The sequence below is a fragment of the Allobosea sp. genome, from assembly GCF_035944895.1.
Taxonomy (GTDB): domain Bacteria; phylum Pseudomonadota; class Alphaproteobacteria; order Rhizobiales; family Beijerinckiaceae; genus Allobosea.
Genome location: NZ_DASZAT010000008.1, coordinates 563,596 through 584,947 on the forward strand (window position 1 = coordinate 563,596; position 21,352 = coordinate 584,947).

The 21,352-nt window shown below is 67.4% G+C and carries 20 protein-coding genes; 9 read left to right on the top strand and 11 right to left on the bottom strand.

Annotated elements, in window-relative coordinates:
- Window positions 1–134: 134 nt before the first annotated feature.
- From VGV58_RS14280 to VGV58_RS14320, 9 genes are all read left to right on the top strand, one after another.
- A complete protein-coding gene (locus VGV58_RS14280) occupies window positions 135–863 on the top strand; it encodes a hypothetical protein (protein WP_326874672.1) in 729 nt (242 codons plus the stop codon).
- Complete coding sequence (locus VGV58_RS14285) at window positions 860–1,765, top strand: NAD-dependent epimerase/dehydratase family protein (RefSeq protein ID WP_326874673.1); 906 nt, start codon at window positions 860–862, stop codon at window positions 1,763–1,765. Before VGV58_RS14280 ends, VGV58_RS14285 begins: the two co-directional genes overlap by 4 nt.
- A gap of 130 nt (window positions 1,766–1,895) precedes the next feature.
- Complete coding sequence (locus VGV58_RS14290; protein WP_326874674.1) at window positions 1,896–2,726, top strand: transporter substrate-binding domain-containing protein; 831 nt, start codon at window positions 1,896–1,898, stop codon at window positions 2,724–2,726.
- 90 nt (window positions 2,727–2,816) lie between these two features.
- A complete protein-coding gene (aroQ, locus tag VGV58_RS14295; RefSeq protein ID WP_326874675.1) occupies window positions 2,817–3,251 on the top strand; it encodes a type II 3-dehydroquinate dehydratase in 435 nt (144 codons plus the stop codon).
- Window positions 3,248–4,066 (top strand): aldo/keto reductase, encoded by an 819-nt coding sequence (locus VGV58_RS14300; RefSeq protein ID WP_326874676.1) that lies wholly within the window; start codon window positions 3,248–3,250, stop codon window positions 4,064–4,066. The genes aroQ and VGV58_RS14300 overlap by 4 nt, the downstream gene beginning before the upstream one ends.
- Before the next feature lie 27 nt (window positions 4,067–4,093).
- Window positions 4,094–4,756 (top strand): amino acid ABC transporter permease, encoded by a 663-nt coding sequence (locus VGV58_RS14305; RefSeq protein WP_326874677.1) that lies wholly within the window; start codon window positions 4,094–4,096, stop codon window positions 4,754–4,756.
- Between the two features lie 10 nt (window positions 4,757–4,766).
- Entirely contained in the window at window positions 4,767–5,411 is a 645-nt protein-coding gene (locus tag VGV58_RS14310) for an amino acid ABC transporter permease (RefSeq protein ID WP_326874678.1), read from the top strand.
- Window positions 5,412–5,460: 49 nt separating this feature from the next.
- A complete protein-coding gene (locus tag VGV58_RS14315) occupies window positions 5,461–6,192 on the top strand; it encodes an amino acid ABC transporter ATP-binding protein (RefSeq protein WP_326874931.1) in 732 nt (243 codons plus the stop codon).
- 120 nt (window positions 6,193–6,312) lie between these two features.
- Window positions 6,313–7,341 (top strand): Gfo/Idh/MocA family protein, encoded by a 1,029-nt coding sequence (locus tag VGV58_RS14320; protein ID WP_326874679.1) that lies wholly within the window; start codon window positions 6,313–6,315, stop codon window positions 7,339–7,341.
- A 30-nt stretch (window positions 7,342–7,371) separates the two neighbouring features.
- Here VGV58_RS14320 and VGV58_RS14325 read toward each other — a convergent pair whose 3' ends face one another.
- From VGV58_RS14325 to VGV58_RS14375, 11 genes are all read right to left on the bottom strand, one after another.
- Entirely contained in the window at window positions 7,372–7,566 is a 195-nt protein-coding gene (locus VGV58_RS14325; protein WP_326874680.1) for a formate dehydrogenase subunit delta, read from the bottom strand.
- Between the two features lie 42 nt (window positions 7,567–7,608).
- Window positions 7,609–9,267, bottom strand: a complete 1,659-nt coding sequence (locus VGV58_RS14330; protein WP_326874681.1) for an OFA family MFS transporter — start codon at window positions 9,265–9,267, stop codon at window positions 7,609–7,611.
- 98 nt (window positions 9,268–9,365) lie between these two features.
- Window positions 9,366–9,635: a formate dehydrogenase subunit delta gene (locus VGV58_RS14335; protein WP_326874682.1), complete on the bottom strand. Its 270-nt coding sequence runs from the start codon at window positions 9,633–9,635 to the stop codon at window positions 9,366–9,368.
- Window positions 9,632–10,384 carry a formate dehydrogenase accessory sulfurtransferase FdhD gene (fdhD, locus tag VGV58_RS14340; protein ID WP_326874683.1) on the bottom strand — a complete coding sequence of 251 codons (753 nt, stop codon included), beginning with the start codon at window positions 10,382–10,384 and terminating at the stop codon, window positions 9,632–9,634. Before fdhD ends, VGV58_RS14335 begins: the two co-directional genes overlap by 4 nt.
- A gap of 79 nt (window positions 10,385–10,463) precedes the next feature.
- A complete protein-coding gene (fdhF, locus tag VGV58_RS14345; protein ID WP_326874684.1) occupies window positions 10,464–13,346 on the bottom strand; it encodes a formate dehydrogenase subunit alpha in 2,883 nt (960 codons plus the stop codon).
- 10 nt (window positions 13,347–13,356) lie between these two features.
- Complete coding sequence (locus VGV58_RS14350) at window positions 13,357–14,928, bottom strand: formate dehydrogenase beta subunit (RefSeq protein WP_326874685.1); 1,572 nt, start codon at window positions 14,926–14,928, stop codon at window positions 13,357–13,359.
- Entirely contained in the window at window positions 14,925–15,395 is a 471-nt protein-coding gene (locus VGV58_RS14355; protein ID WP_326874686.1) for an NAD(P)H-dependent oxidoreductase subunit E, read from the bottom strand. Before VGV58_RS14355 ends, VGV58_RS14350 begins: the two co-directional genes overlap by 4 nt.
- Before the next feature lie 227 nt (window positions 15,396–15,622).
- Window positions 15,623–16,537 carry a LysR family transcriptional regulator gene (locus VGV58_RS14360; protein WP_326874687.1) on the bottom strand — a complete coding sequence of 305 codons (915 nt, stop codon included), beginning with the start codon at window positions 16,535–16,537 and terminating at the stop codon, window positions 15,623–15,625.
- A 160-nt stretch (window positions 16,538–16,697) separates the two neighbouring features.
- A complete protein-coding gene (locus tag VGV58_RS14365; protein ID WP_326874688.1) occupies window positions 16,698–16,922 on the bottom strand; it encodes a hypothetical protein in 225 nt (74 codons plus the stop codon).
- A gap of 392 nt (window positions 16,923–17,314) precedes the next feature.
- Window positions 17,315–19,945, bottom strand: coding sequence for an AAA family ATPase (locus VGV58_RS14370; protein ID WP_326874689.1), 2,631 nt, complete (start codon window positions 19,943–19,945; stop codon window positions 17,315–17,317).
- A complete protein-coding gene (locus VGV58_RS14375; protein ID WP_326874690.1) occupies window positions 19,945–21,066 on the bottom strand; it encodes a metallophosphoesterase family protein in 1,122 nt (373 codons plus the stop codon). Before VGV58_RS14375 ends, VGV58_RS14370 begins: the two co-directional genes overlap by 1 nt.
- Window positions 21,067–21,352 lie beyond the last annotated feature (286 nt).

Consider the following 21,352-nt stretch of genomic DNA (forward strand, 5'->3'; position numbering starts at 1 on the left):
TCGCCCCGGCGATTAACCGCTTGACTCATCCAACATACTAACATTCTAGTGGGCTAGTTGTTGAGGAAACGATCCCGTTGTCAAGCTGCCGGGAACAGGCTGGCTGATGGCGGGAGACTCGAGAGACGGACGAGATGGGACTGAAGGGTTCAGCCTTCCTGGCGATCTGGCACGACATCGCCGAGGGCCAGCATGGCGAATACATCGAATGGCATACCCGGGAGCACATGCCCGAGCGTCTCTCCGTGCCGGGATTCCGGACGGGCAAGCGCCTGCATGCGCCGGAGGCCGCCCGCTACGTCTTCGGCACGATCTATGCCGGCGATGACCTCGAGGTCTTCCGTTCACCCGGCTATCTTGCCCGGCTGAACAACCCGACGCCATGGACGGCGGCGGTGGCGCCGAGCTTCCAGAATTTCCTGCGCGTCGCCTGCGAGCGCGTTGCAAGTGCCGGCAATGGCGATGGCGGCAGCATGGCGACCATCCGCTTCGATTTTACGCGTCCGGAGGCCGAGACCGCGCTCCGGCAGGCGGCGCAGAGCCTCGTCGATGCGATCCTGGCGCTGCCCGGCGTGTCCTGCGTCCATCTCGGCATCGCTCGCAGTGAGGTCTCGGGCGTGCGCACCCGCGAGACCGAACTGCGCAGCGCGATGGCGGAGAAGGCTTTCGACGCGGTCATCCTGGTCGAGGGCTCGCAGCGCGCCGGCCTCGAAGCAGCCCGGCCGGAGATCGAGCGTCTGGCCATCGCGACGGGTACGCTGACCGCGCCGGTGGTGGATCTCTACGAGACCGCCTTCAGCCTGACCAGCGAGGACATGCAAGGTCAGGCTTCGCAGATCGCGAGCCGGGAGGTGCGGGCATGACGCGCATCCTCGTCACCGGTGGCGGCGGCTTCCTCGGCGCCTGGATCCTGAAGCGGCTGGCCGAGGACGGCCATGGCGTCAGGATCTTCGATCGCTCGACCGATCGGCGCGTGCTCCGCGAGATCGCCGGCGAACTGGCCGAGCAGGCCGAATGGGTCCAGGGCGACATCACCGACGGCGCGGCGCTGGCGCAGGCGGCGCGTGACTGCTCCGCGATCATCCATCTCGCTGCCTTGCTGACGCCGGCCTGCAAGACCGATCCCGTCCTCGGCGCGCAGGTCAACCTGATCGGGACGCTCAATGTCTTCGCCGCGGCCAAGGCCAATGGGATTTCGCAGGTCGCCTATGCCAGCAGCGGCGCCGTCTTCGGGCCTGATGACGGCGCAAGGCCGGAGCCGATCACCCATTACGGCGCCTTCAAGCTGGCGACCGAGGGCTGCGCGCGCGCCTATTGGCATGATGACGGCATTGCCAGCGTCGGCCTGCGCCCGACCATCGTCTATGGGCCGGGCCGCGAGATCGGCTTGACGGCCGGTCCGACGCTGGCCTGCCGCGCGGCCGCTGCTGGGCAGTCCTTCACCATCGACTATTCCGGGGCGCAGGATCTGATCTTCGTCGGCGATGTCGCGGCAGCCTTCGCGGCGGCGGCGACGAAGCCGATCACCGGCGCGCATGCCTTCTCGCTGACCGGCGGAACCGCGGATGTCACCGAGGTCATCGCGGCGATCGAGGCGGTCGTGCCGGGGGCACGGATCGGCTTCGACGGGCCGGCGGTGCCGATGGCGGCGCAGATCGCGCCGACCCCGTTCGAAGCCGTTCTCGGGACGATCCCCAGGACATCACTGCGCGACGGCATCGCCCGGACGCTCGCGCATTACCGCGCGCTCGCGCCGGCGGCATAGGCCGCCGAGGGAGGGAATACGCAAGCCGATCAAGGAGATTGCCGTCGCAAAACGGGGCCGGAAAACGGCCACCACAAAACCATTGCGACGGCAAAAGCTGGTGACGACACAACAACCCGGAGGAGGAAACATGTTGGGCAAGTTTTCGCGCCGTGCCGCGCTCGCGATGGTCGCGGGTCTCGGTCTCATTGGCACCGTATCCCAGGCTGACGCGCAGGCGCTGGAGAAGATCAAGAAGGCCGGCGTCATCCGCATCGGCGTCATGGGCGAGCAGGCGCCCTGGGGCTCGATCGACGCCAGCGGCCAGAACATCGGCTATGACGTCGATGTCGGCCGGCTGATCGGCGAGGAGCTCGGCGTCAAGGTCGAGTTCGTGCCGAACGCGGTCGCCGCCCGCATCCCGAACCTTCTGACCAACAAGGTCGACCTGCAGATGGCGGTGATGGGGATGTATCCCGACCGCGCCAAGGCGGTGCAGTTCTCCAAGCCCTATTCCGGGCTGAAGATCATCCTGCTCTCCAGCAAGAAGAACAAGATCGAGAAGATCGAGGACGCCCGCAATCTGCGCATCGGCGTGCCGCGCGGCGCCGCCCAGGACAAGGCGATCACCACGCTGCTCGGCGACGTCCCGAACATTCGCCGCTTCGACGACGACAGCTCGACCATGCAGGCGCTGGTCTCGGGCCAGGTCGACGCGATCGGCGGCAACACCACCTACAAGATCAATCTCGACAAGGCCTCGCCCGGCAACGACTTCGAGCAGAAGCTGGTCTTCAACGAGCAGTGGCAGGGTGTCACCACCAAGCTCGGCGACGCCGAGATCAACGCCTGGCTGAACAAGGTCATCGACAAGGCCACGGCCGACGGCCGGCTCGAGAAGATCAGCCAGAAGTGGCTGGCCCAGCCCCTGCCGACCTTCCCGGCTGCGGTCGAGGGCGTGCCCTTCACCGTCGCCAAGTAAGGGCGGCTCAGGCCTTCACACGCCAACACAGGCATGGGCGCGGCGGTTCTTGCCGCCGCGCCAACTTCACCGCTGTCGCAGAGGACGGGAATGCGGACGATCTTCATCCTGAACGGGCCGAACCTCAATTTGCTGGGGCAGCGTGAGCCCGAGATCTACGGTCACACGACGCTGGAGGAGATCCGCGGCTGGTGCGAGGCCGATGCGGCCGAGCTCGGCCTCGCCATCGAATTCCGGCAGTCGAATTTCGAGGGCGAGATCATCGAGGCGATCCACTCAGCGCGTGCCGAGGCGGCCGGGATCATCATCAATCCGGCCGGCTACAGCTTCACCTCGATCGCGATCCTCGACGCACTCAAGATGTTCGATAGGCCGAAGATCGAACTGCACATCTCGAACATCCACCAGCGCGAGGCGATCTATCACCATTCGCTGGTTTCGAAGACGGCGACCGCCGTCATCGCCGGCCTCGGCGCCTATGGTTACCGGCTCGCCTTGCGGGCCATGGCGGAGATGACCCGATGACCAAGACAATCCAGGGCGAAGCCATCCCGGCCCTCGGCCTCGGCACCTTCGAACTGACCGGGCCGGCGGGCGAGGCGGCGATCCGCGCTGCGATTGATCTCGGCTATCGCCAGATCGACACCGCGATCCGCTATGGCAACGAGGCCGAGGTCGGCCGGGCGATCCGCAGCTCCGGCGTGGCGCGGGCCGAGCTCTTCGTCACCACCAAGATCTGGTTCAACGACCTCCAGCCCGATACGGTCCATCAGCGCGTCGACGAGAGCCTGGAGCGGCTCGGGCTCGACCAGGTCGATCTCCTCTTGGTCCATTGGCCGGCAAAGGACATCCCGCTCGGCGAGACGTTGGCGGCTTTCGCCGAGGAAAAGCGCAAGGGCCGGACCCGCCTGATCGGCGTCAGCAATTTCACGCTCGCGCTGCTCGACGAGGCGCTCGACGTGCACAAGGCCGAGCTGTTCTGCAACCAGGTCGAGTACCATCCCTTCCTGTCGCAGCAGAAGCTGCTCGCCCGGATGCGGCGCGCCGGCATGCTGCTCAATGCCTATCAGCCGATCGCGCGCGGCAAGGTCTTCGACAACGAGGTGCTCAAGGCTCTCGGCCGCAAATACGGCAAGAGCGCCGGGCAGGTGACGCTGCGCTGGCTGATCCAGCAGGACGGGGTCGGGGCGATCCCGCGCTCGGTCCGCCCGGAGAACATGCGGGCCAATCTCGACGTCTTCGACTTCAAGCTGTCTGAAGAAGACATGGCAGCGATCCACGGGCTCGCCAGCGGCCAGCGCTATTCCAGCTTCGATTGGGCGCCCGACTGGGATGCCTAGAGAAAACTCCAGGGGCCGGGAGGGCCGATGACACTCGATTTCAGCGTCGTGACCGGCGCCTGGCAGTCGCTGCTCCTGGGCACGTTCGGAACCTTGTTCCTGGCATTCTCGGGCATGGCGCTCGCGATGATCATCGGCGTCCTCGGGGTGGTCATCCTCCGGATGCAGCTGCGGCTGCCCTCGCTGCTGGTCAACGCCTTCATCGAGATCGTGCGCAACACGCCGTTCCTGGTGCAGATCTTCTTCCTGTTCTTCGCCCTGCCGCTCGCCGGCATCCGCCTCAACCCGACGCTGACGGCGATCCTGGCGCTAGGCGTCAATGGCGGCGCCTATGCGATCGAGATCATCCGCGGCGGCGTCGAGAGCGTGCCGAAGGGCCAGACGGAGGCGGGCCTGGCGCTCGGCCTGCACAAGCACGAGGTCTTCCGGCTGATCGTGCTGAAGCCGGCGTTGCGGGCGATCTACCCGTCGCTGTCGAGCCAGTTCATCCTGCTGACGCTGACGACGGCGATCTGCACCTCGATCTCGGCCTATGAACTGACCTCGGTCGGCCAGCGCATCGAGGCGGAGACCTTCCGCAGTTTCGAGGTCTATTTCACCCTGACCGGCATCTATCTGGTGATCTCGCTGGTGACGATGTGGCTGCTCGCGGCGATCGGCCGCCGCGCCTTCAGCTATCCGCAGCGTTGAGGAGGGCGGGATGGGCATCCTCGAACTCACCTATCTCCTGCAGGGCCTGCTCTGGACCCTGCTGCTCGCCGCAATCGGCTTTGCCGGCGGCATCGTCTTCGGCGTCGTCGTCGCGCTGATGCGGGTCTCGGCCTCGCCCTGGCTGCGGATCCCGGCGATCGGCTGGATCGGCCTGTTCCAGGGCACGCCGCTGCTGATGCAATTGTTCGTCGCCTATTTCGGGCTGCCTTTGCTCGGCTTCGACTTCCCGGCCTGGGCCGCCGTCTCGGTGGCGCTGACGGCACATGCCTCGGCTTTTCTCGGCGAGATTTGGCGCGGCGCGATCCAGGCGGTGCCGCGCGGCCAGAGCGAGGCGGCCGATGCGCTCGGCCTCTCCGCCCGCAGCCGCATGGTCGACGTGATCATGCCGCAGGCCTTCAAATTGTCGCTGCCGGCGACCGTGGGATTCCTCGTGCAGCTGCTCAAGGGGACATCGCTCGCCGCGATCGTCGGCTTCATCGAGCTGACCCGGGCCGGCACGATCGTGTCCAACCAGATCTACAAGCCATTGCTCGTCTTCGGCGTGGTCGGGGCGATGTATTTCGCCCTGTGCTGGCCGCTCTCGCTCTGGGGCCGCCGGCTCGAGCGAAAGATGGCGGCTGCGACGGCGAAATGAGGGGATGACCGTGACAGAGCCCAACAGCGCCAAAAATGCCGCCGCTCCGATGATCGAGATGCGGCATGTCGAGAAGTTCTATGGCCCCTTCCACGCCCTCAAGGACGTCAATCTCAATGTGACCAAGGGCGAGAAGATCGTCCTCTGCGGTCCCTCGGGCTCGGGCAAGTCGACGCTGATCCGCTGCATCAATCACCTGGAGGCGATCAAGAGCGGTGAGATCACCGTCGCCGGCCACCGGCTGAACGACAGTCAGAAGGCGGTCGACGCGGTGCGCCGCGAGGTCGGCATGGTCTTCCAGCAGTTCAACCTGTTCCCGCACAAGACCGTGCTGGAGAACTGCATTCTCGCGCCGATGCGGGTGCGTGGTCTCTCGCGCAGCGAGGCGGAGGCGACGGCCCGCAAATATCTGGAGCGGGTCCGGATCGGCGACCAGGCGGCGAAATATCCGGCGCAGCTCTCCGGCGGGCAGCAGCAGCGCGTCGCGATCGCGCGGGCGCTGTGCATGGAGCCGAAGGCGATGCTGTTCGACGAGCCGACCTCGGCGCTCGATCCGGAGATGGTCAAGGAAGTGCTCGACACCATGGTTTCGCTCGCCCGCGACGGCATGACCATGATCTGCGTGACCCATGAGATGGGCTTCGCCCGGCAGGTGGCCGACCGCGTCATCTTCATGGCGGACGGGGCCATCGTCGAGGAGAACACGCCGGCGGAGTTCTTCTCCAATCCCCGCCACGAGCGATCCCGCACCTTCCTGGGCGAAATCCTCGCGCATCACTGAGCATCTCCCCCAGGTCATCGCGCATCCGAACGGATGCGGTCACGATGATCTCGTCCTCCCGGCAGGGCGCCGATGCTTTTCGCAACTGGGCGAACCGGCGCCAACCAAAGGATGCAAGCCATGCCCGCTCAATCCGCCCTCAGGCTCGGTGTTCTCGGTGCCGCCAACATCGCCCGGCTTTTCGTGGCGGGCGTGCGCCCCTCCGCCAAGCTGGAGGTCGCCGCTGTCGCCAGCCGCGACAGCGCCCGGGCGGCGGCCTTCGCCAGGGAGATCGGCGTCGCGCGGTCACATGGCAGTTACGAGGCGCTTCTGGCCGATCCTGAAATCGACGCCATCTACCTGCCTCTACCGAACGGGCTGCATGCCGAATGGGCGATCCGGGCGCTCGAAGCCGGCAAGCATGTCCTGAGCGAGAAGCCGATCTCGGTCACCGCCGCGGAAGCGAAGGCCATGTTCGCCGCCGCGCGGGCGGCCGGTCGCCACCTCGTCGAAGCCTATCCCTATATGGCGCAGCCGCAGACGCTGTTGTTGCGGGAGCTGCTGGCAGCCCGCACCATCGGCAAGATCCGGCTGATCCGCGCCAGCTTCGGCTTCAAGCTCGGCGATACCGGCAATGTGCGCTTCGACGCGGCGCTCGGCGGCGGCGCGCTGCTGGATGCGGGCAGCTATGCCGTGAGCCTCGTGCGCCTCGTCACCGGGGCCTGCCCGATACGAGTCATGGCGACGTCGCAATTCGACCATGGCGTCGACGTGACGACGGTCGGGACGTTGGAATTCGCCGATGGCAGCCTGGCCCATGTCTCATGCAGCATGGCCACGGCTTTCCATCGCCAGGCGAGCATCATCGGCGACGGTGGAGCGATCGAGACATCATATCTGAATCATCCCCCGATCGGCGGCGCGGCGATGCTGCGCGTCAAGCGGACGCCGACCTCCCCCTCGGCAGACGCGCCGGAGCTGTTCGAGACCATCCCCGTCGAGGGAGGCAACGGCTTCCTGCGCGAGGCGGAATCCTTCGCCGATCTCGTCGCCGGCAGGTCGCCGGGCTGGACCGGCGCAAGTCCCGAGGAATCGATCGATGTCATGGCGACGCTGGACGCGATGAAGAAAAGCGCCGGGAGTCGAGACTGGGTCGACGTCGAGCGCTGAGAGCCGCGCTCCGTCGCAAGGGCCATCGTATCAGCCGGCGGGCGCGGGCCTGACCATGTCCCGCGCCTGCCGCACGGGCGGTGACAGCGCCGTTGCATCCTTTTCGAAGCCGGTGCGGAAGTCCTCGCGCATCCGCTTCGTCCAGAGCTGGTTGATGTGGTCGGCGATGCCCGCGACCGCGTCGGGCTCGGGGTAGATTTGAAGAAGTCGCCGATCTGAACGCATAAAGGGCCGGACGCGCCGTGAAGCGCGTCCGGCCCTTTCCGCTCAGCGGAACAGCGCCAGCGACTTGCTCAGCGTGATCCAGACGCCCCAGGCGAGCGGCAGGCCGACCACGGCCCAGGCGAGCAGCGCGGTGCCGTCGAAACCGCCCTTGCCGATGCCGAAGGAGCCGTACTGGACGGTGGCGTTGGCGGTCGCGCCCTTGGCCTGCAGAGCTGCGACCTCCGCATCCTTCATGAACCACTTGGCCGCGACGGGGCGGACGAGCAGGTTGCAGATGAAGCCGAGCACCAGCATGCCGGCGAGGATGTACATGGTCCGGTCATAGACCTGTGCCCGCGGCACGCCGGCATTGATCTGCGCCTCGCGGATATAGTTCACCACCACCGGGCCGATGATGCCCGCCGTCGACCAGGCCGTGAGCAGCCGGCCATGGATCGCGCCGACGAACTGCGTGCCGAACATATCGGCGAGATAGGCCGGCACGGTAGCGAAGCCGCCGCCATACATCGACAGGATGATGCAGAAGAAGGCGACGAAAAGCGCAAGCGAGCCGGCATGCGCCGCCCAGGGCGAGAGCCCGTACATCAGGATGCCGAGCCCGAAGAAGGTGGCGTAGGTCAGCTTGCGGCCAAGCTTGTCCGAGAGTGAGGCCCAGAAGAAGCGCCCCATGATGTTGAACAGCGAGAGCAGGCCGACGAAGGCGGCTGCGATCGTGGCGATCTGCTTCTTCTGCTCGGCATCGAGGGCGGCAAAGCCGATCTCCGGCTTGCCGATCAGGGAGCCCGCGAAGATCTCCTGCAGCATCGGCGAGGCCATGCCGATCACGCCGATGCCGGCCGAGACGTTGAGGGTGAGCGCGGCCCAGATCAGCCAGAATTGCGGCGTCTTGTGCGCATCCCTGAGATGGACATGGCCGGAGGTGATCATCGCGTTCTGCGTCGCCGGCGGGGTCCAGCCGTCCGGACGCCAGCCCGAGGGCGGGATGCGGTAGCCGAAGGTGCCGGCCATCATGAAGACGAAGTAGATCAGCGCCATGACGACGAAGGTCTGCCAGACGCCGACGGAGGTCGCGGTCTTGAAGTAGTTCATCAGCATGTCGGCAAGCGGCGAGCCGATCATGGCGCCGCCGCCGAAGCCCATGATCGCCATGCCGGTCGCCATGCCGCGCCGGTCGGGGAACCATTTCACCAGCGTCGAGACCGGCGAGATATAGCCGAGGCCAAGGCCGATGCCGCCGATCACGCCGGAGCCGAGCCACATCAGCCAGAGCTGGTGGCTGTAGACGCCGAAGGCCGAGATCAGCAGGCCGCCGCACCAGCACAGGGTCGAGACGAAAGCGGCCTTGCGCGGGCCGACGCGCTCGAGCCAGCCGCCCCAGATCGCGGCGGACGAGCCGAGCAGGACGAAGAACAGGATGTACATCCAGCCGAGATCGGCGACCTTCCAGTCGCAGGCGGTGGTGAATAGCGAGGCGACGAGGCCGACATCGGCAGCGCAGGCGACGGGCTTGGTCACGCCGATCGCCTGGCTGAGCGGCAGCCAGAACACCGAGAAGCCATAGGCCATGCCGATGCACAGATGGATGCAGAGCGCGGCAGGTGGCACAAGCCAGCGGTTGAAGCCGGCCTTGGCGATGATCCTTTCGCGGTCGAGCAACCCTATGCCGGGGGCCGTCTCGCCGATTCCTTGTGCGATGCTCATCCGTCGTCCCTTTCCCCAAAGCGCTGCCGTCCGCACCGGGGGGCTGCCCGGCTCGTTGCAACTGCCAATCGCGACGCTTGATCGGCCGTCGCGGCCACTTACCCGCTTGGCGCGGGCCTTATCTTGGCGCGCGCCTGCCGCACAAGTGGCGACAGCGCTGACGCATCCTTTTCGAAGCCGGTGCGGAAATCCTCCCGCATGCGCTTCGTCCAGAACTGGTTGATGTGGTCGGCGATCGAAGCGACCGCCTCGGCCTCGGGATACGACTTGAAGAAGTCGCCGATCTGGTTCGCCATGGAGGCGAGTTTGGCGAGGGTCTCGCCGGCATGATCTTGGGGCATCGCGTCGTTGTTCTTCGCCTCGATCATCTCGCCACGCTCTCCACGCTGTCGGCGAGGCGCCCGGCGAAGACGGTCGCGGAATCGGCTCGGGCGATGCAGACCAGGGTCAGCCCAAGCGCGTTCGCCCGCTCGATTGCCAGCGAGGTCGGCGCCGAGATCGAGACCAGCGTGCCGGCCCCGAAGATCGCCGCCTTCTCGACCATCTCGAAGGAGGCGCGGCTGGTGACCAGCACGAAGCCGTCGCTCGCATCGTGGCCGGCGCGCAGGCGGGCGCCGATCAGCTTGTCCAGAGCGTTGTGCCGGCCGACATCCTCGCGCACCGCCAGGATCGCGCCATCGCGGTCGCACCAGGCGGCGGCATGGACCGAACGGGTCAGGCGGTGCAGCGGCTGCTGGCGTTCGAGTGCACCCAGCGCCGCGCCGATCGCGGCAGGCGCGATCGGAGCTGCCGAAGCCGCGCGCGCTTCCGCCGTCGGCAAGTCAGCGAGCGCCTCGACGCCGCAGAGCCCGCAGGAGGTGCGGCCCGAGAGGTTGCGGCGGCGGGCGAGGTGCTCGCGAAAGCGGCCGGGCGCCAGCTCGACGCCGACGACGATGCCGTCCTGCCGCGGGGTCACCGCGATCCCCCGGATCTCCTCGACGCTGCGGACGATGCCCTCGGTCAGGCTGAAGCCAGCGACGAAATCCTCCAGGTCGGAGGGCGTCGCCATCATCACCGCATAGGGCATGGTGCCGTAGACGATGTTGACGGGTGCTTCGACCGCGACTTCTGCGCTCATGCGAGCTGCGTCACTGGCTGCGCCGAAACGCACGGTCCGGACCTGGACCGCGTGGCTCGCCGGCGGCTGGGCGGGCGGGCTATTCCGCGGCATCGGGCAAGCGTCCGGCGATCAGCCGCAGCGAGACATCCTGCTCGCGATTGCGCTCCTGCCATTCGGAATAATAATTCGTCCTGCGGACCTCGACCGCCGTGACCTTGTATTCCGGGCAGTTCGTCGCCCAATCGGAATAGTCGGTGGTGATGACGTTGGCGCCGGTCTGCGCATGGTGGAAGGTGGTGTAGACCACGCCCGGCTGTACCCGCTCGGTGATCTCGGCACGCAGCGAGATGTCGCCGGAGCGGCTGGCGAGCGCGACGAGATCGCCGTCCTTGATGCCGCGGCTCTCGGCGTCGAAGGGGTGGATCTCCAGCATGTCCTCGTCGTGCCAGGCCTGGTTCTCGGTCCGCCTGGTCTGAGCGCCGACATTGTATTGCGAGAGGATGCGCCCGGTGGTCAGGATCAGCGGATAGCGCGGGCCGGTACGTTCCTGCGTCGGCACGTACTCCGTGATCATGAACTTGCCCTTGCCGCGCACGAAGCGGTCGACATGCATCAGGGGCGTGCCGGTCGGGGCCTTGTCGTTGCAGGGCCACTGCACCGAGCCGAGCTTCTCGAGCTTGTCGTAGCTCACGCCGGCGAAGCTCGGCGTCAGCCTGGCGATCTCGTCCATGATCTCGCCGGGATGGCCATAGGCCATGTCGTAGCCGAGCGCCCGCGAGAGATCGATCGTCGCCTGCCATTCCGATTTGCCCGACAGCGGCGCCATCACCTGGCGGACGCGATTGATGCGGCGCTCGGCATTGGTGAAAGTGCCGTCCTTCTCCAGGAAGGAGGAGCCCGGCAGGAAGACATGGGCGTATTTCGCGGTCTCGTTCAGGAACAGGTCCTGGATGACGACGCATTCCATCGCGGCGAGGCCCGCGGTGACGTGCTGGGTGTTGGGGTCGGACTGGGCGATGTCCTCGCCCTGGACATAGAGCCCCTTGAAGCTGCCGCCGACGGCCTCGTCGAGCATGTTGGGGATGCGCAGGCCCTGCTCGGCGTCGAGCGGCACGCCCCACATCATCTCGAAGACCTGCCGGGTCGCATCATCCGCGACATGGCGATAGCCGGAGAATTCGTGCGGGAAGGAGCCCATGTCGCAGGAGCCCTGGACATTGTTCTGGCCGCGCAGCGGATTGATGCCGACGCCGTCGCGGCCGATATTGCCGGTCGCCATGGCGAGGTTCGCCATCGCCATCACCGTGGTCGAGCCCTGGCTGTGCTCGGTGACGCCGAGACCATAGTAGATCGCGCCATTGCCGCCGGTGGCGTAGAGCCGGGCGGCCGCACGGACATCGGCCGCCGGCACGCCGGTGAACTCTTCGGTGGCCTCAGGCGAGTTGCGCTCTTCGGCGACGAAACGGGCCCAGAGCTCGAAATCGGCGAGGTCGCAGCGCTCGCGGACGTAGGTCTCGGCGATCAGCCCCTCGGTCACCACCACATGCGAGATCGCGTTGAGCAGGGCGACATTGGTGCCGGGCTTCAATTGCAGATGATGGTCGGCCTTGATGTGCGGCGACTTGACGAGATCGATGCGGCGCGGGTCGGCAACGATCAGCCGAGCCCCCTGGCGCAGGCGCTTCTTCATGCGCGAGGCGAAGACCGGGTGGCCGTCGGTCGGGTTGGCGCCGATGACGATGATGACGTCGGACTTGGCGACCGACTTGAAATCCTGTGTGCCGGCCGAGGTCCCGAGCGTGGTCTTCAGGCCATAGCCGGTCGGCGAATGGCAGACGCGGGCGCAGGTATCGACATTGTTGTTGCGGAAGGCGGCGCGCACCAGCTTCTGGACGAGGAAGACCTCCTCGTTCGTGCAGCGCGAGGAGGTGATGGCGCCGACCGATTCCCGGCCGTACTTGGCCTGGATGCGTTTGAACTCGCTGGCGGCGTAGCCGATCGCCTCCTCCCAGGACACTTCGCGCCAGGGATCGGTGATCTTTTCGCGGATCATCGGCTTGGTCATGCGGTCCTTGTGGGTCGCATAGCCCCAGGCGAAGCGGCCCTTGACGCAGCTATGGCCCTCATTCGCCTGGCCGCCCTTGTAGGGCACCATGCGCACGACGCGGTCGCCCTGCATCTCGGCCTTGAACGAGCAGCCGACGCCGCAATAGGCGCAGGTCGTGACCTTGGAATGCTCGGGCTGGCCGAGCTCGATCACCTTGTTCTCCATCAGCGTCGCGGTCGGGCAGGCCTGGACGCAGGCGCCGCAGGAGACGCATTCGGAGCCGAGGAAATCGGTCGGACCCGCGGCGACGCGCGAGTCGAAACCGCGGCCGGTGATCGTCAATGCGAACGTGCCCTGGACCTCGGCGCAGGCGCGCACACAGCGATTGCAGACGATGCACTTGCTGGGGTCGTAGGTGAAATAGGGGTTCGAGGTGTCCTTTGGCAGCCAGTTCTCGTTGGCGTAGCCGTCCATCGCCGTCGGCTTGACGTGGTTCTCACCGTCATAGCCGTAGCGGACCTCGCGCAGGCCGACCGCGCCGGCCATGTCCTGCAGTTCGCAATCGCCATTGGCCGAGCAGGTCAGGCAGTCGAGCGGGTGGTCGGAGATGTAGAGCTCCATCACGCCCTTGCGCAGGGAGGACAGGTTCTCCGACTGGGTGCGCACGACCATGCCGTCTTCGGCCGGGGTGGTGCAGGAGGACGGCGTGCCGCGCCGCCCCTCGATCTCGACGAGGCAGAGCCGGCATGAGCCGAAGGGTTCGAGCGAATCCGTGGCGCAGAGCTTGGGGATCTTGGTGCCCAGGCTCATCGCCGCCGCCATCACCGAGGTGCCGGCCGGGACGGTGACGCTCTCGCCGTCGATCGTCAGTGTCACCGTCTTCTCGGCGACGCGGATCGGGGTTCCGAAATCGATTTCCTTGATCAGGCTCATCGATGTCTCCTCACTCGGCCGCGAGCGGCAGCTTGGGTGCCGGCGGGCGGTCGAAATCCTCGAAGAAATGGTTGAGCGCGCTCATCACCGGCATCGGCGTGAGGCCGCCCATGGCGCAGAGCGAAGCGTCGGTCATCAGCTTGTTGAGATCGCGCAGCACGGCGAGGTTCTTCGGCCGCTCGGTGCCGGCGATGATCCTGTCGACCAGTTCCACGCCGCGCGTCGCGCCGATGCGGCAGGGCGTGCACTTGCCGCAGCTTTCCTTGGCGCAGAACTCGAAGGCGAAGCGGGCCTGCCTGGCCATATCGACGCTGTCGTCGAAGACGACGATGCCGCCATGGCCGAGCATCGCCCGGATACCGGCCAGCGCTTCGTAGTCCATCGGCGTGTCGAGCTGCTTTTCCGTCAGATAAGCGCCAAGTGGGCCGCCGACCTGCACCGCCCGGATCGGCCGGCCCGACAGCGTGCCGCCGCCCAGATCCTCGATGATCTCGCGCAGCGAGATGCCGAAGGCGAGCTCGATCAGCCCGCCCTGCCTGACATTGCCACCGAGTTGTACCGGAAGCGTGCCGCGGGAGCGGCCCATGCCGTAATCGGCATAGGCCTTGGCGCCATGGGTCAGGATCCAGGGCACGGCGGCGAAGGAGAGCACGTTGTTGACGATGGTCGGCTTGCCGAACAGGCCCTGCAGGGCCGGGATCGGCGGCTTGGCGCGGACGATGGCGCGCTTGCCTTCCAGACTCTCCAGCAGCGAGGTCTCCTCGCCGCAGATATAGGCGCCGGCGCCCAGCCGGACCTCAAGTTCGAAAGCCTTGCCCGAGCCGAGCACGGACGGGCCGAGCAGCCCGGCATTGCGCGCCTTCAGGATCGCCCGCTGCAGCGCCTTGTGGGCGTGCGGGTACTCCGAGCGCAGATAGATGTAGCCCTTGGTCGCGCCGACTGCGATCGCGGCGATCGCCATGCCCTCGATCAGCAGGAAGGGGTCGCCTTCCATCAGCATCCGGTCGGCGAAGGTGCCGCTGTCGCCCTCGTCGGCATTGCAGACGATGTATTTCTGCTCCGCTTTGGCATCGTGGACGGTCTTCCACTTGATCCCGGTCGGGAAGCCGGCACCGCCGCGGCCGCGCAGGCCGGACTCCCTGACTTCCTCGACGATCGCGGCGCCGGTGAGCGAGAGCGCCTTTTCCAGGCCCTTCAGCCCGTCATGGGCGCGGTAGTCGGCGAGCGAGAGCGGGTCGGTGACCCCGACGCGCGCGAAGGTCAGGCGCTGCTGGCGCTTCAGCCAGTCGAGTTGCTCCACCGGGCCGAGGCGCAAGGCGTGCACGCCCCCGCTCTGGAAGCCGGCCTCGAACAGGCCGATGACGTCTTTGGCCATGACCGGGCCATAGCCGATCCGCCCCTCCGAGGTCTCGACCTCGACCATCGGCTCGAGCCAGAGCATCCCGCGCGAGCCATTGCGGATGAGCTCGACGTCGAGACCGCGAGCCTGCGCTTCCCTCGCAATCGCCTGCGCCACGCCTTCCGCGCCGACCGAGAGGGCGGCGGCATCGATCGGCACGAAGATACGAATGGTGTCGCTCATTGCCGCGCTCCGCACAGCGCCGCGACCCGATCGGCGTCGACCCGGCCGAGCAATTCGCCCTCGACCAGAGCGGAGGGGCCGAGCGCGCAATTGCCGAGGCAATAGACGGTCTCGACCACCGCATCATGGCTGCCGGCATGAGCGTCGACGACGATGCCGTGGTCGCGCGCCAGTTCTTCGACCAGGCTCTCGCAGCCGAGCGCCTGGCAGGCCTCGGCGCGGCAGAGCTTGACGACGCGGCGCGGCGGCGGGGCGGTACGGAAGTCGTGATAGAAGGAGATGGTGCCGTGCACATCGGCCCGCGACAGGTTGAGCGCGTCGGCGATCAGCGGCACGGCCTTGGGGTCGACATAGCCGAACTCGTCCTGCAGCGCATGCAGGATCGGCAGGGCCGCTCCTTCGAGATGCGAAAGCCCCGCGATGATCAGGCGAGCGCCGTCTTCGTCCCAGGCCGGGTATGCCGCCATGTCTCCTCCGTCCCCAGCCGGTTCGGCTCTCGATTGGAGGAATTGGAACTTAAGCTTGGAATCGGTTCAAATCGTTTGTTCCAACTGTACGATAGGTAAAAACTATCAAAAACCATCGAAGTGCGGATGAGGGCAAATGAGTATAGCACGATCTGGCCGGTAAGGATCGATTATCGCACGATTTTGCAGCGCACAAAAAATCTACGCTGCAATGCGATAGGGCAGGGCTATCGTACGATCGGGCGCCTGGGGAGCGCCGCCTCGGCGACGGGGCGCGTCATCATCAGGAGATTGCGCGCCAGCGGCGCGAAAGGCTGCCGGTCGGCGACGATCAGGCCGATGGTGCGTTGCGCGGCCGGCTCGACCAGAGGCAGCGCCTTGGTGCCGATCGGCACGCCAAAGAACTCGAGCAGCTGGATCGAGACGATGCTGGCGACGCCCTGGATGCCGGCATGGGAGCAAAGGTTGAAGATCGAATTGGTCTCGATCGCCGGCCGTGGCGCCGCCCCGACCGAGCGGAAGATGCCGTCGATGATGCGCCGGTTCTGCATGTCGGAGGTGAGCAGGCAGAGCTTGAGCTCGGCGGCCTCAGCCCAGCTGATCGTCTCGCGCTCGCCGAACTCGCCGTCCTCGCGCGTCAGCAGCACATAAGATTCCAGATAGATCGGCTTGGAGATCACCCGGTCGAGCGGTTCATTGTCGAGATAGGTCAGGCCGACATCGAGCTCGAAATTGTCGATGCGCTCCTGGATTTCGGCGGAGGTCAGCGACAGCACCGTCAGCGACACCTCGGGATAGCGCGAGGAGAATGGCGCGGTGATGTGCGCGATCATCGGCAAGGCGGTCGGGATCGCGCCGAGCCGGATGCGGCCGCTGATGCCCTCGCGCAGTTCCGCGATCGATTCCTTCATCAGGTCGGCCTCGGCGAGGATGCGCCGGGCATGGGCGAGCACTGCCTCGCCTTCCTTGGTCAGGCCCTGGAAGCGCCTGCCACGCTCGACGATCAGCACGCCGAGTTCTTCCTCGAGCTGGACGATCGCGGCCGAGAGCGTCGGCTGCGAGACATGGCAGGCCTCGGCCGCCTTGCGGAAATGCTTTTCGCGCGCGAGCGCGTCGAGATAGACGAGCTGGCGGATGATCATGGCCGCATCTCAGGCATCCCCGTCGAACGGCGCTGGCTCCGGCTCGACTCCCACTCCATGCGGCGCGCCGCGTGCAGTCTTCCCAGATTCCCGCGCTTTCCGATAGGCACGACGAAAAGGGGCCGCCGCGGCGGCCCCTTCCCAAAGCATGTCCCGGCGCTCAGTTGTGATGCGGCAACACGCCGGCACCGCGGCCCGGCTGGCTGTCCACGTCCTTGAAGTGATCGTGATAGGCAAGGTACTGCGCCTGCTCGGCGAGGGCTCGCTGGTTCTGGGCCTGTTCATGCACGATGCTCGCGGCCCCGAGCTCGGTGGCATAGGCCACGGAACCCACTCCCGAAAGCAGAAGCGCGGCCGCAACGGCGGCGATCTTGCGCGAAAGCATGGCAATCTCCTGTGTGATCGAGTCGCCCATCCGACGAGCTAGTCACTGCAGGGCAGTTTCCAACAGCCCTGAGACGGACAAGGGCTCACATTGCCGTGACGCGGGATCCCGCCACAGCACTGGGGTCGTTTGAGGCGGCCTCAGGAGTCAGGCCGACGTTCCAGCAAATGGGTTGCAGCAAATCTGCAACGCATGCCGGATTTGGCGGGATGTGAACCGCTGTTCATTGCCTCGCGGGCAAGCCTGCCTGGTCTGCTGGCGCGCTAGGGCTGGGGATATCGCAGGCCACCGCACTCGGCCTGACCTACTCGGCCGCCATCGGCGAACGCTCCAGAGACCACGCCCTCAAGGGCAGGGTCGAGATGAGGTTCTGAAGATCCGGCCGCCACTCCCTACTGATCGGGCTGCCATGGCTCGGTGCGCAGGACGTGGCCGCCAAGCCGGGCAAAGGCGCGCTGGCGGCAGGAGAAGACGATGACCTGCTGGGCGCTGGCCTGGCGATGCAGCGCATCGAACATCTTCTCGATGCGATCGTCGTCGGAATAGACCAGCGCGTCGTCGAGGATGACCGGCGTCGGCTGGCCGCCCTTGGCGAGCAGCCGCGCGAAGGCCAGCCGCGTCAGGATCGCGAGCTGCTCTCGCATGCCGCCGCTGAGGACGCCGACCTGCTCGTCGAGGCCGTTGCGCTGCACCGAGCGCGGCAGCAGCGTGTCCTCGTCGAAGGTGACGCTGGCATCGTCGAACAGCAAGCCGAGGAGCGGGCGCAGCTCCTGCAGCACCGGCGCGAAATAATGGTCCCGCGCCTGCGAGCGAGCTGCTTCGAGCGCATTGCGCAGCCGGGAGAGAACGGCGACCTCACGGGCGAGCATGGCGGTGCGCTGCTGCGCTTGCGCGAGCCTGTCGCGGGTTTCCTGCCAGGTCTCCTCGATTGCAGTCTCGGTGCGGGTCTGGATACGGCCGTCGAGGCCTGCGGCCTCCTCGCGCAACCGGGTGATCTCCTCGCGCGCGGCGTCCATGACCGAACGCAGGCGCAGATGGCGCGCCTCTGCTGCCGCAAGATCGATGGTTCGCGCCGCGAGCTCCTCGACCTGCCGCTGGGCGGCCTGCCAGGCCCTGTCCGTCTCGTCATGCTCCACCGAGAGGCGCTCCTCGCGCCCGCGCCATTCCGCCTGGGGACCCAAGCTCTCGGCGAGCGCGGCAAGTGCGGAGGACAATCCGGCGGCATGGCGTTCCGCCTCGACCAGAGCGGAGGCGGAGGTCTCGGTCCGGGCCTGCGCCGCGCGAGCCGCTTCGCGCATGGCACCGACGCGTGCCTCGACCGCCCCGAGCTGCTGGCGTGCCGCGTTCAGGTCGGCCGGGGCTTCGTTCGCGCTGGCCGCCTCGGTCTCCAGTCGCGCGATCTGCTCGCGCAAAGCCGCGAGCCCGTTTGGCGCGAGCAGCTGGAGGCGCCGGCGCGCGATATCGAGATCGGCCTTGATGTCACGCGCCTGTCCCTCGCGCAGGCGCGCCGCGGCGAGACTGTCGACCTGGAGCTCGTCGAGCAGCGCCTGCCGCTTCGCCTGAGCCCTGGCGATGCTGCGGCTGTCTTCCTCGGCCTGCGGCGCGGTCACGGTCAGGCGGCCGATCGCAGCGATCTCGATCTGCGTCGTGCCGACCAGCGGCCGTTCCTCGGCCTGCGTCAGCGCGATGCCCGCGATCGAGATCCCGCCTTCCGCGCCGTCCGCGTAGTCGATGCGCAATTGCGGCGCCCGCGCCTCGGCCCTGGCCTGCAATTGCAGCAGCTGGCTCTCCGCCTGCTCCAGCTCGGCGATCTTGCCGGCGGGCAGGGCGAGGCTCTTGAGGGTCGCCTCCATGCGCTCGATCTGCTCGCGGGTGGCCTGCGCTTCGCGCTCGCTGTCCCGGGCCGTGGCCAGCCGGTTCGCCGCTTCCTGCGCGCGCAAGGCCCGCTCCAGGCGCGCGAGCAGGTCGCGCTGCTCGCGTTCCTCGCGCTCGGCGCTTTCCACTGCAGCCGCGGCCTCCCGCACGATGCCGGCGGCGCCCTGGTGGCGGGCGCGGGCGGCGTCACGTTCCTGCGCTGCGCCGGCCTCGGCGTCGCGCAGACCTGCAAAACGGGCGAGCGCCTGCCGGAAGCCGGTCACGGCCTGCTCCGCCGAGACGCGTCGGTTCAGTGCCAGGGCGGCCTTGCTCTCTGCCGCCTTGAAGGATTCAGTCTGTGCCTTGGCGGCCGCCAATTCTGCTTCGGCTTCCGCCAGAGCGGCCTGGCGTTCCCGCGCCGTCTCCGGCGTGTCGATCTCGGAGAGCCGCCCCCGGATCGTGCGGCGCCGGTCGAGCGCGGCGCGCAGATCGGAGACCTCGGTGCCAAGGCGACGCTCCTGCTCCGCCAGTTGTTCGCTCTCGTCGATGGCGATGGCGTAAGGACCGCCGGCCTTGGGCCTGCCGGTCGCCGTCACCAGCCGCAGCAGCTCCTCCTCGCAGGCCAGAAGCGCCTCGGTCATGCGCCGCCCGCCGGTCAGCGCCTCGACCTCGCCCTGGACCGAGGTCAGCACGGTTTCCCGCGCGCGCCGCTCCGTCTCGTCCTCGGCCTTGGCGCGCCGCTCGATGCCGGTCACGCCCTGGCGGACCCAGAGCAGGCCGGCCGGCCCGCTGATACCGCCCTTCACCAGCGCGGCGATGAAGCGCTCGGCTTCGTCCGCCTGCGCGATCAGGCGGCCGCTGTCGCGCTCGCGGACCTGGGCGCGGCGGCCGCCATAGAACTGCTTGGTCAGCCGGAAGGCGCCGTCGGCGGTGGTGAGGTCGGCCTCGACCAGCGGGTTGCCGCCGCTATAGGGCCGCAGCGCCTGGACGGCGCCGGGCGTACCGGTATGAGGCTGGAAGAACAGCGCGTGCAGGGCGTCGAAACAGGTCGACTTGCCATGCTCGTTGGCAGCGCAGAGCACGTTGATGCCGTCGCCGATGTTCTCGATGCGCACACCGGTGCCGGCGAAGCGGCGGACATTGTGCAGGCGCAGGGCGGTCAGCTTCATCAGGCCGCCGCCGCGCAGTACGAGAAGAGGCGCATCAACGCCTCACGGGCCACTTCGCGCTCGGCCGGGGAGCGGCTTTCGTCGCCGCTTTCTGCGAGCAGCATTTCGGCGGCGTCCCGCAAGGCGCCGGCCCGGTCGATCTGGTCGAGGTCCTCGCTCTCGCATTCGGTGACCAGCTCCTGCGCCTCCAGTTGCAGCAGGGCGAATTCGGGCGCAATCGCCTTGAGGTCAGCTTCCAGCCGGGTCCGTGCCGGCGGCCGCGTCCGGCCTGTCGCAACGATGCGGACGAGCGACTGGCGGCGCGAAGGACCCGCCGGCAGCAGCGCTGCCAGATGCGTGCTCGGGTCGTCGCCCGCCAGGCAGTCGAGCGCGAGCATGCGCCAGTCGAACGACCCGGTCTCCACGGGTTCGACCGCGGGCTCGGCTCCTGCCGCGGGAAGCGTGACCAGCAAGGCGCGGCCGGTGGCGTCGTGCTTGAACCGGTCCGGCTCCGGCGCGCCGCTATACCAGGTGCGCGGTCCGATCCGCATCTGTCCGTGCCAATCTCCGAGGGCGAGATAGTCGAGGCCGGCGCGGGCCGCCCGGTCGGGGGCGATGACGTCGCCGGCGCCGCCATCCTCCGAAAAGCTCTGCACGGCGCCATGGGCGAAGCCGATCCGGATCGTATCCGGCGGGGTCGCCGCCAGAGCCATCCATTCGGTCAGGTCGCGGCCGGGCCGGCGCGTCGTGCAGGGCGCGGGCAGCAGGACGACATCGCCGGCGAGCTGGAAGGGAGCCGGCTCGGTTGCGAGCACGACATTGCCGGGCCGCGAGGTCGCAAGGCCGGCCCAGAGCGCTTCGGCGGCGAGCGAATCGTGATTGCCGGGCAGCAGAATCCAGCGAAGGCCGTCATGCCCGGCCATGGCGGCCAGCGCCTGGCGCAGCACGGCCGGGCTCGGCGTTTCCGTATCGAACACGTCGCCGGCGAGCAGGATCGTCTCCGCACCCGCGGCGCAGGCTTGGGTCGCCAGCCGGTCGAGCACGGTATGGCGGGCCTCGCGCAGCCGCCCGCGCAGCTCGTCCGGCATCGAGCCGAAAGGCTTGCCGAGATGCAAATCGGCGCTGTGAAGGAAGCGGAACATCCGACGTGGTCTACCTGCCGCGTCCGGCCGTGACCAGATGCCGGAAGGACCAGCGCATCGGGCGCTTGCCGACCCGTTGCACGGCATCGAGCCCTTCAAGATCGTGAAGGTAGCGGCGGATGGTGTCATCGGCCCCCGATATGCTCGTGGACGCGAGCACAGGGCGTGTCGTCCAGATCATCGAGTAATTCAGGTGTCCGACTTCGACACGGGTCGAGATGGCGTTCCAGCCCGCTCCTTCGGGGGCGGGTTGACATTCGGTCCAATCGCTCGCTATCGTATCAAA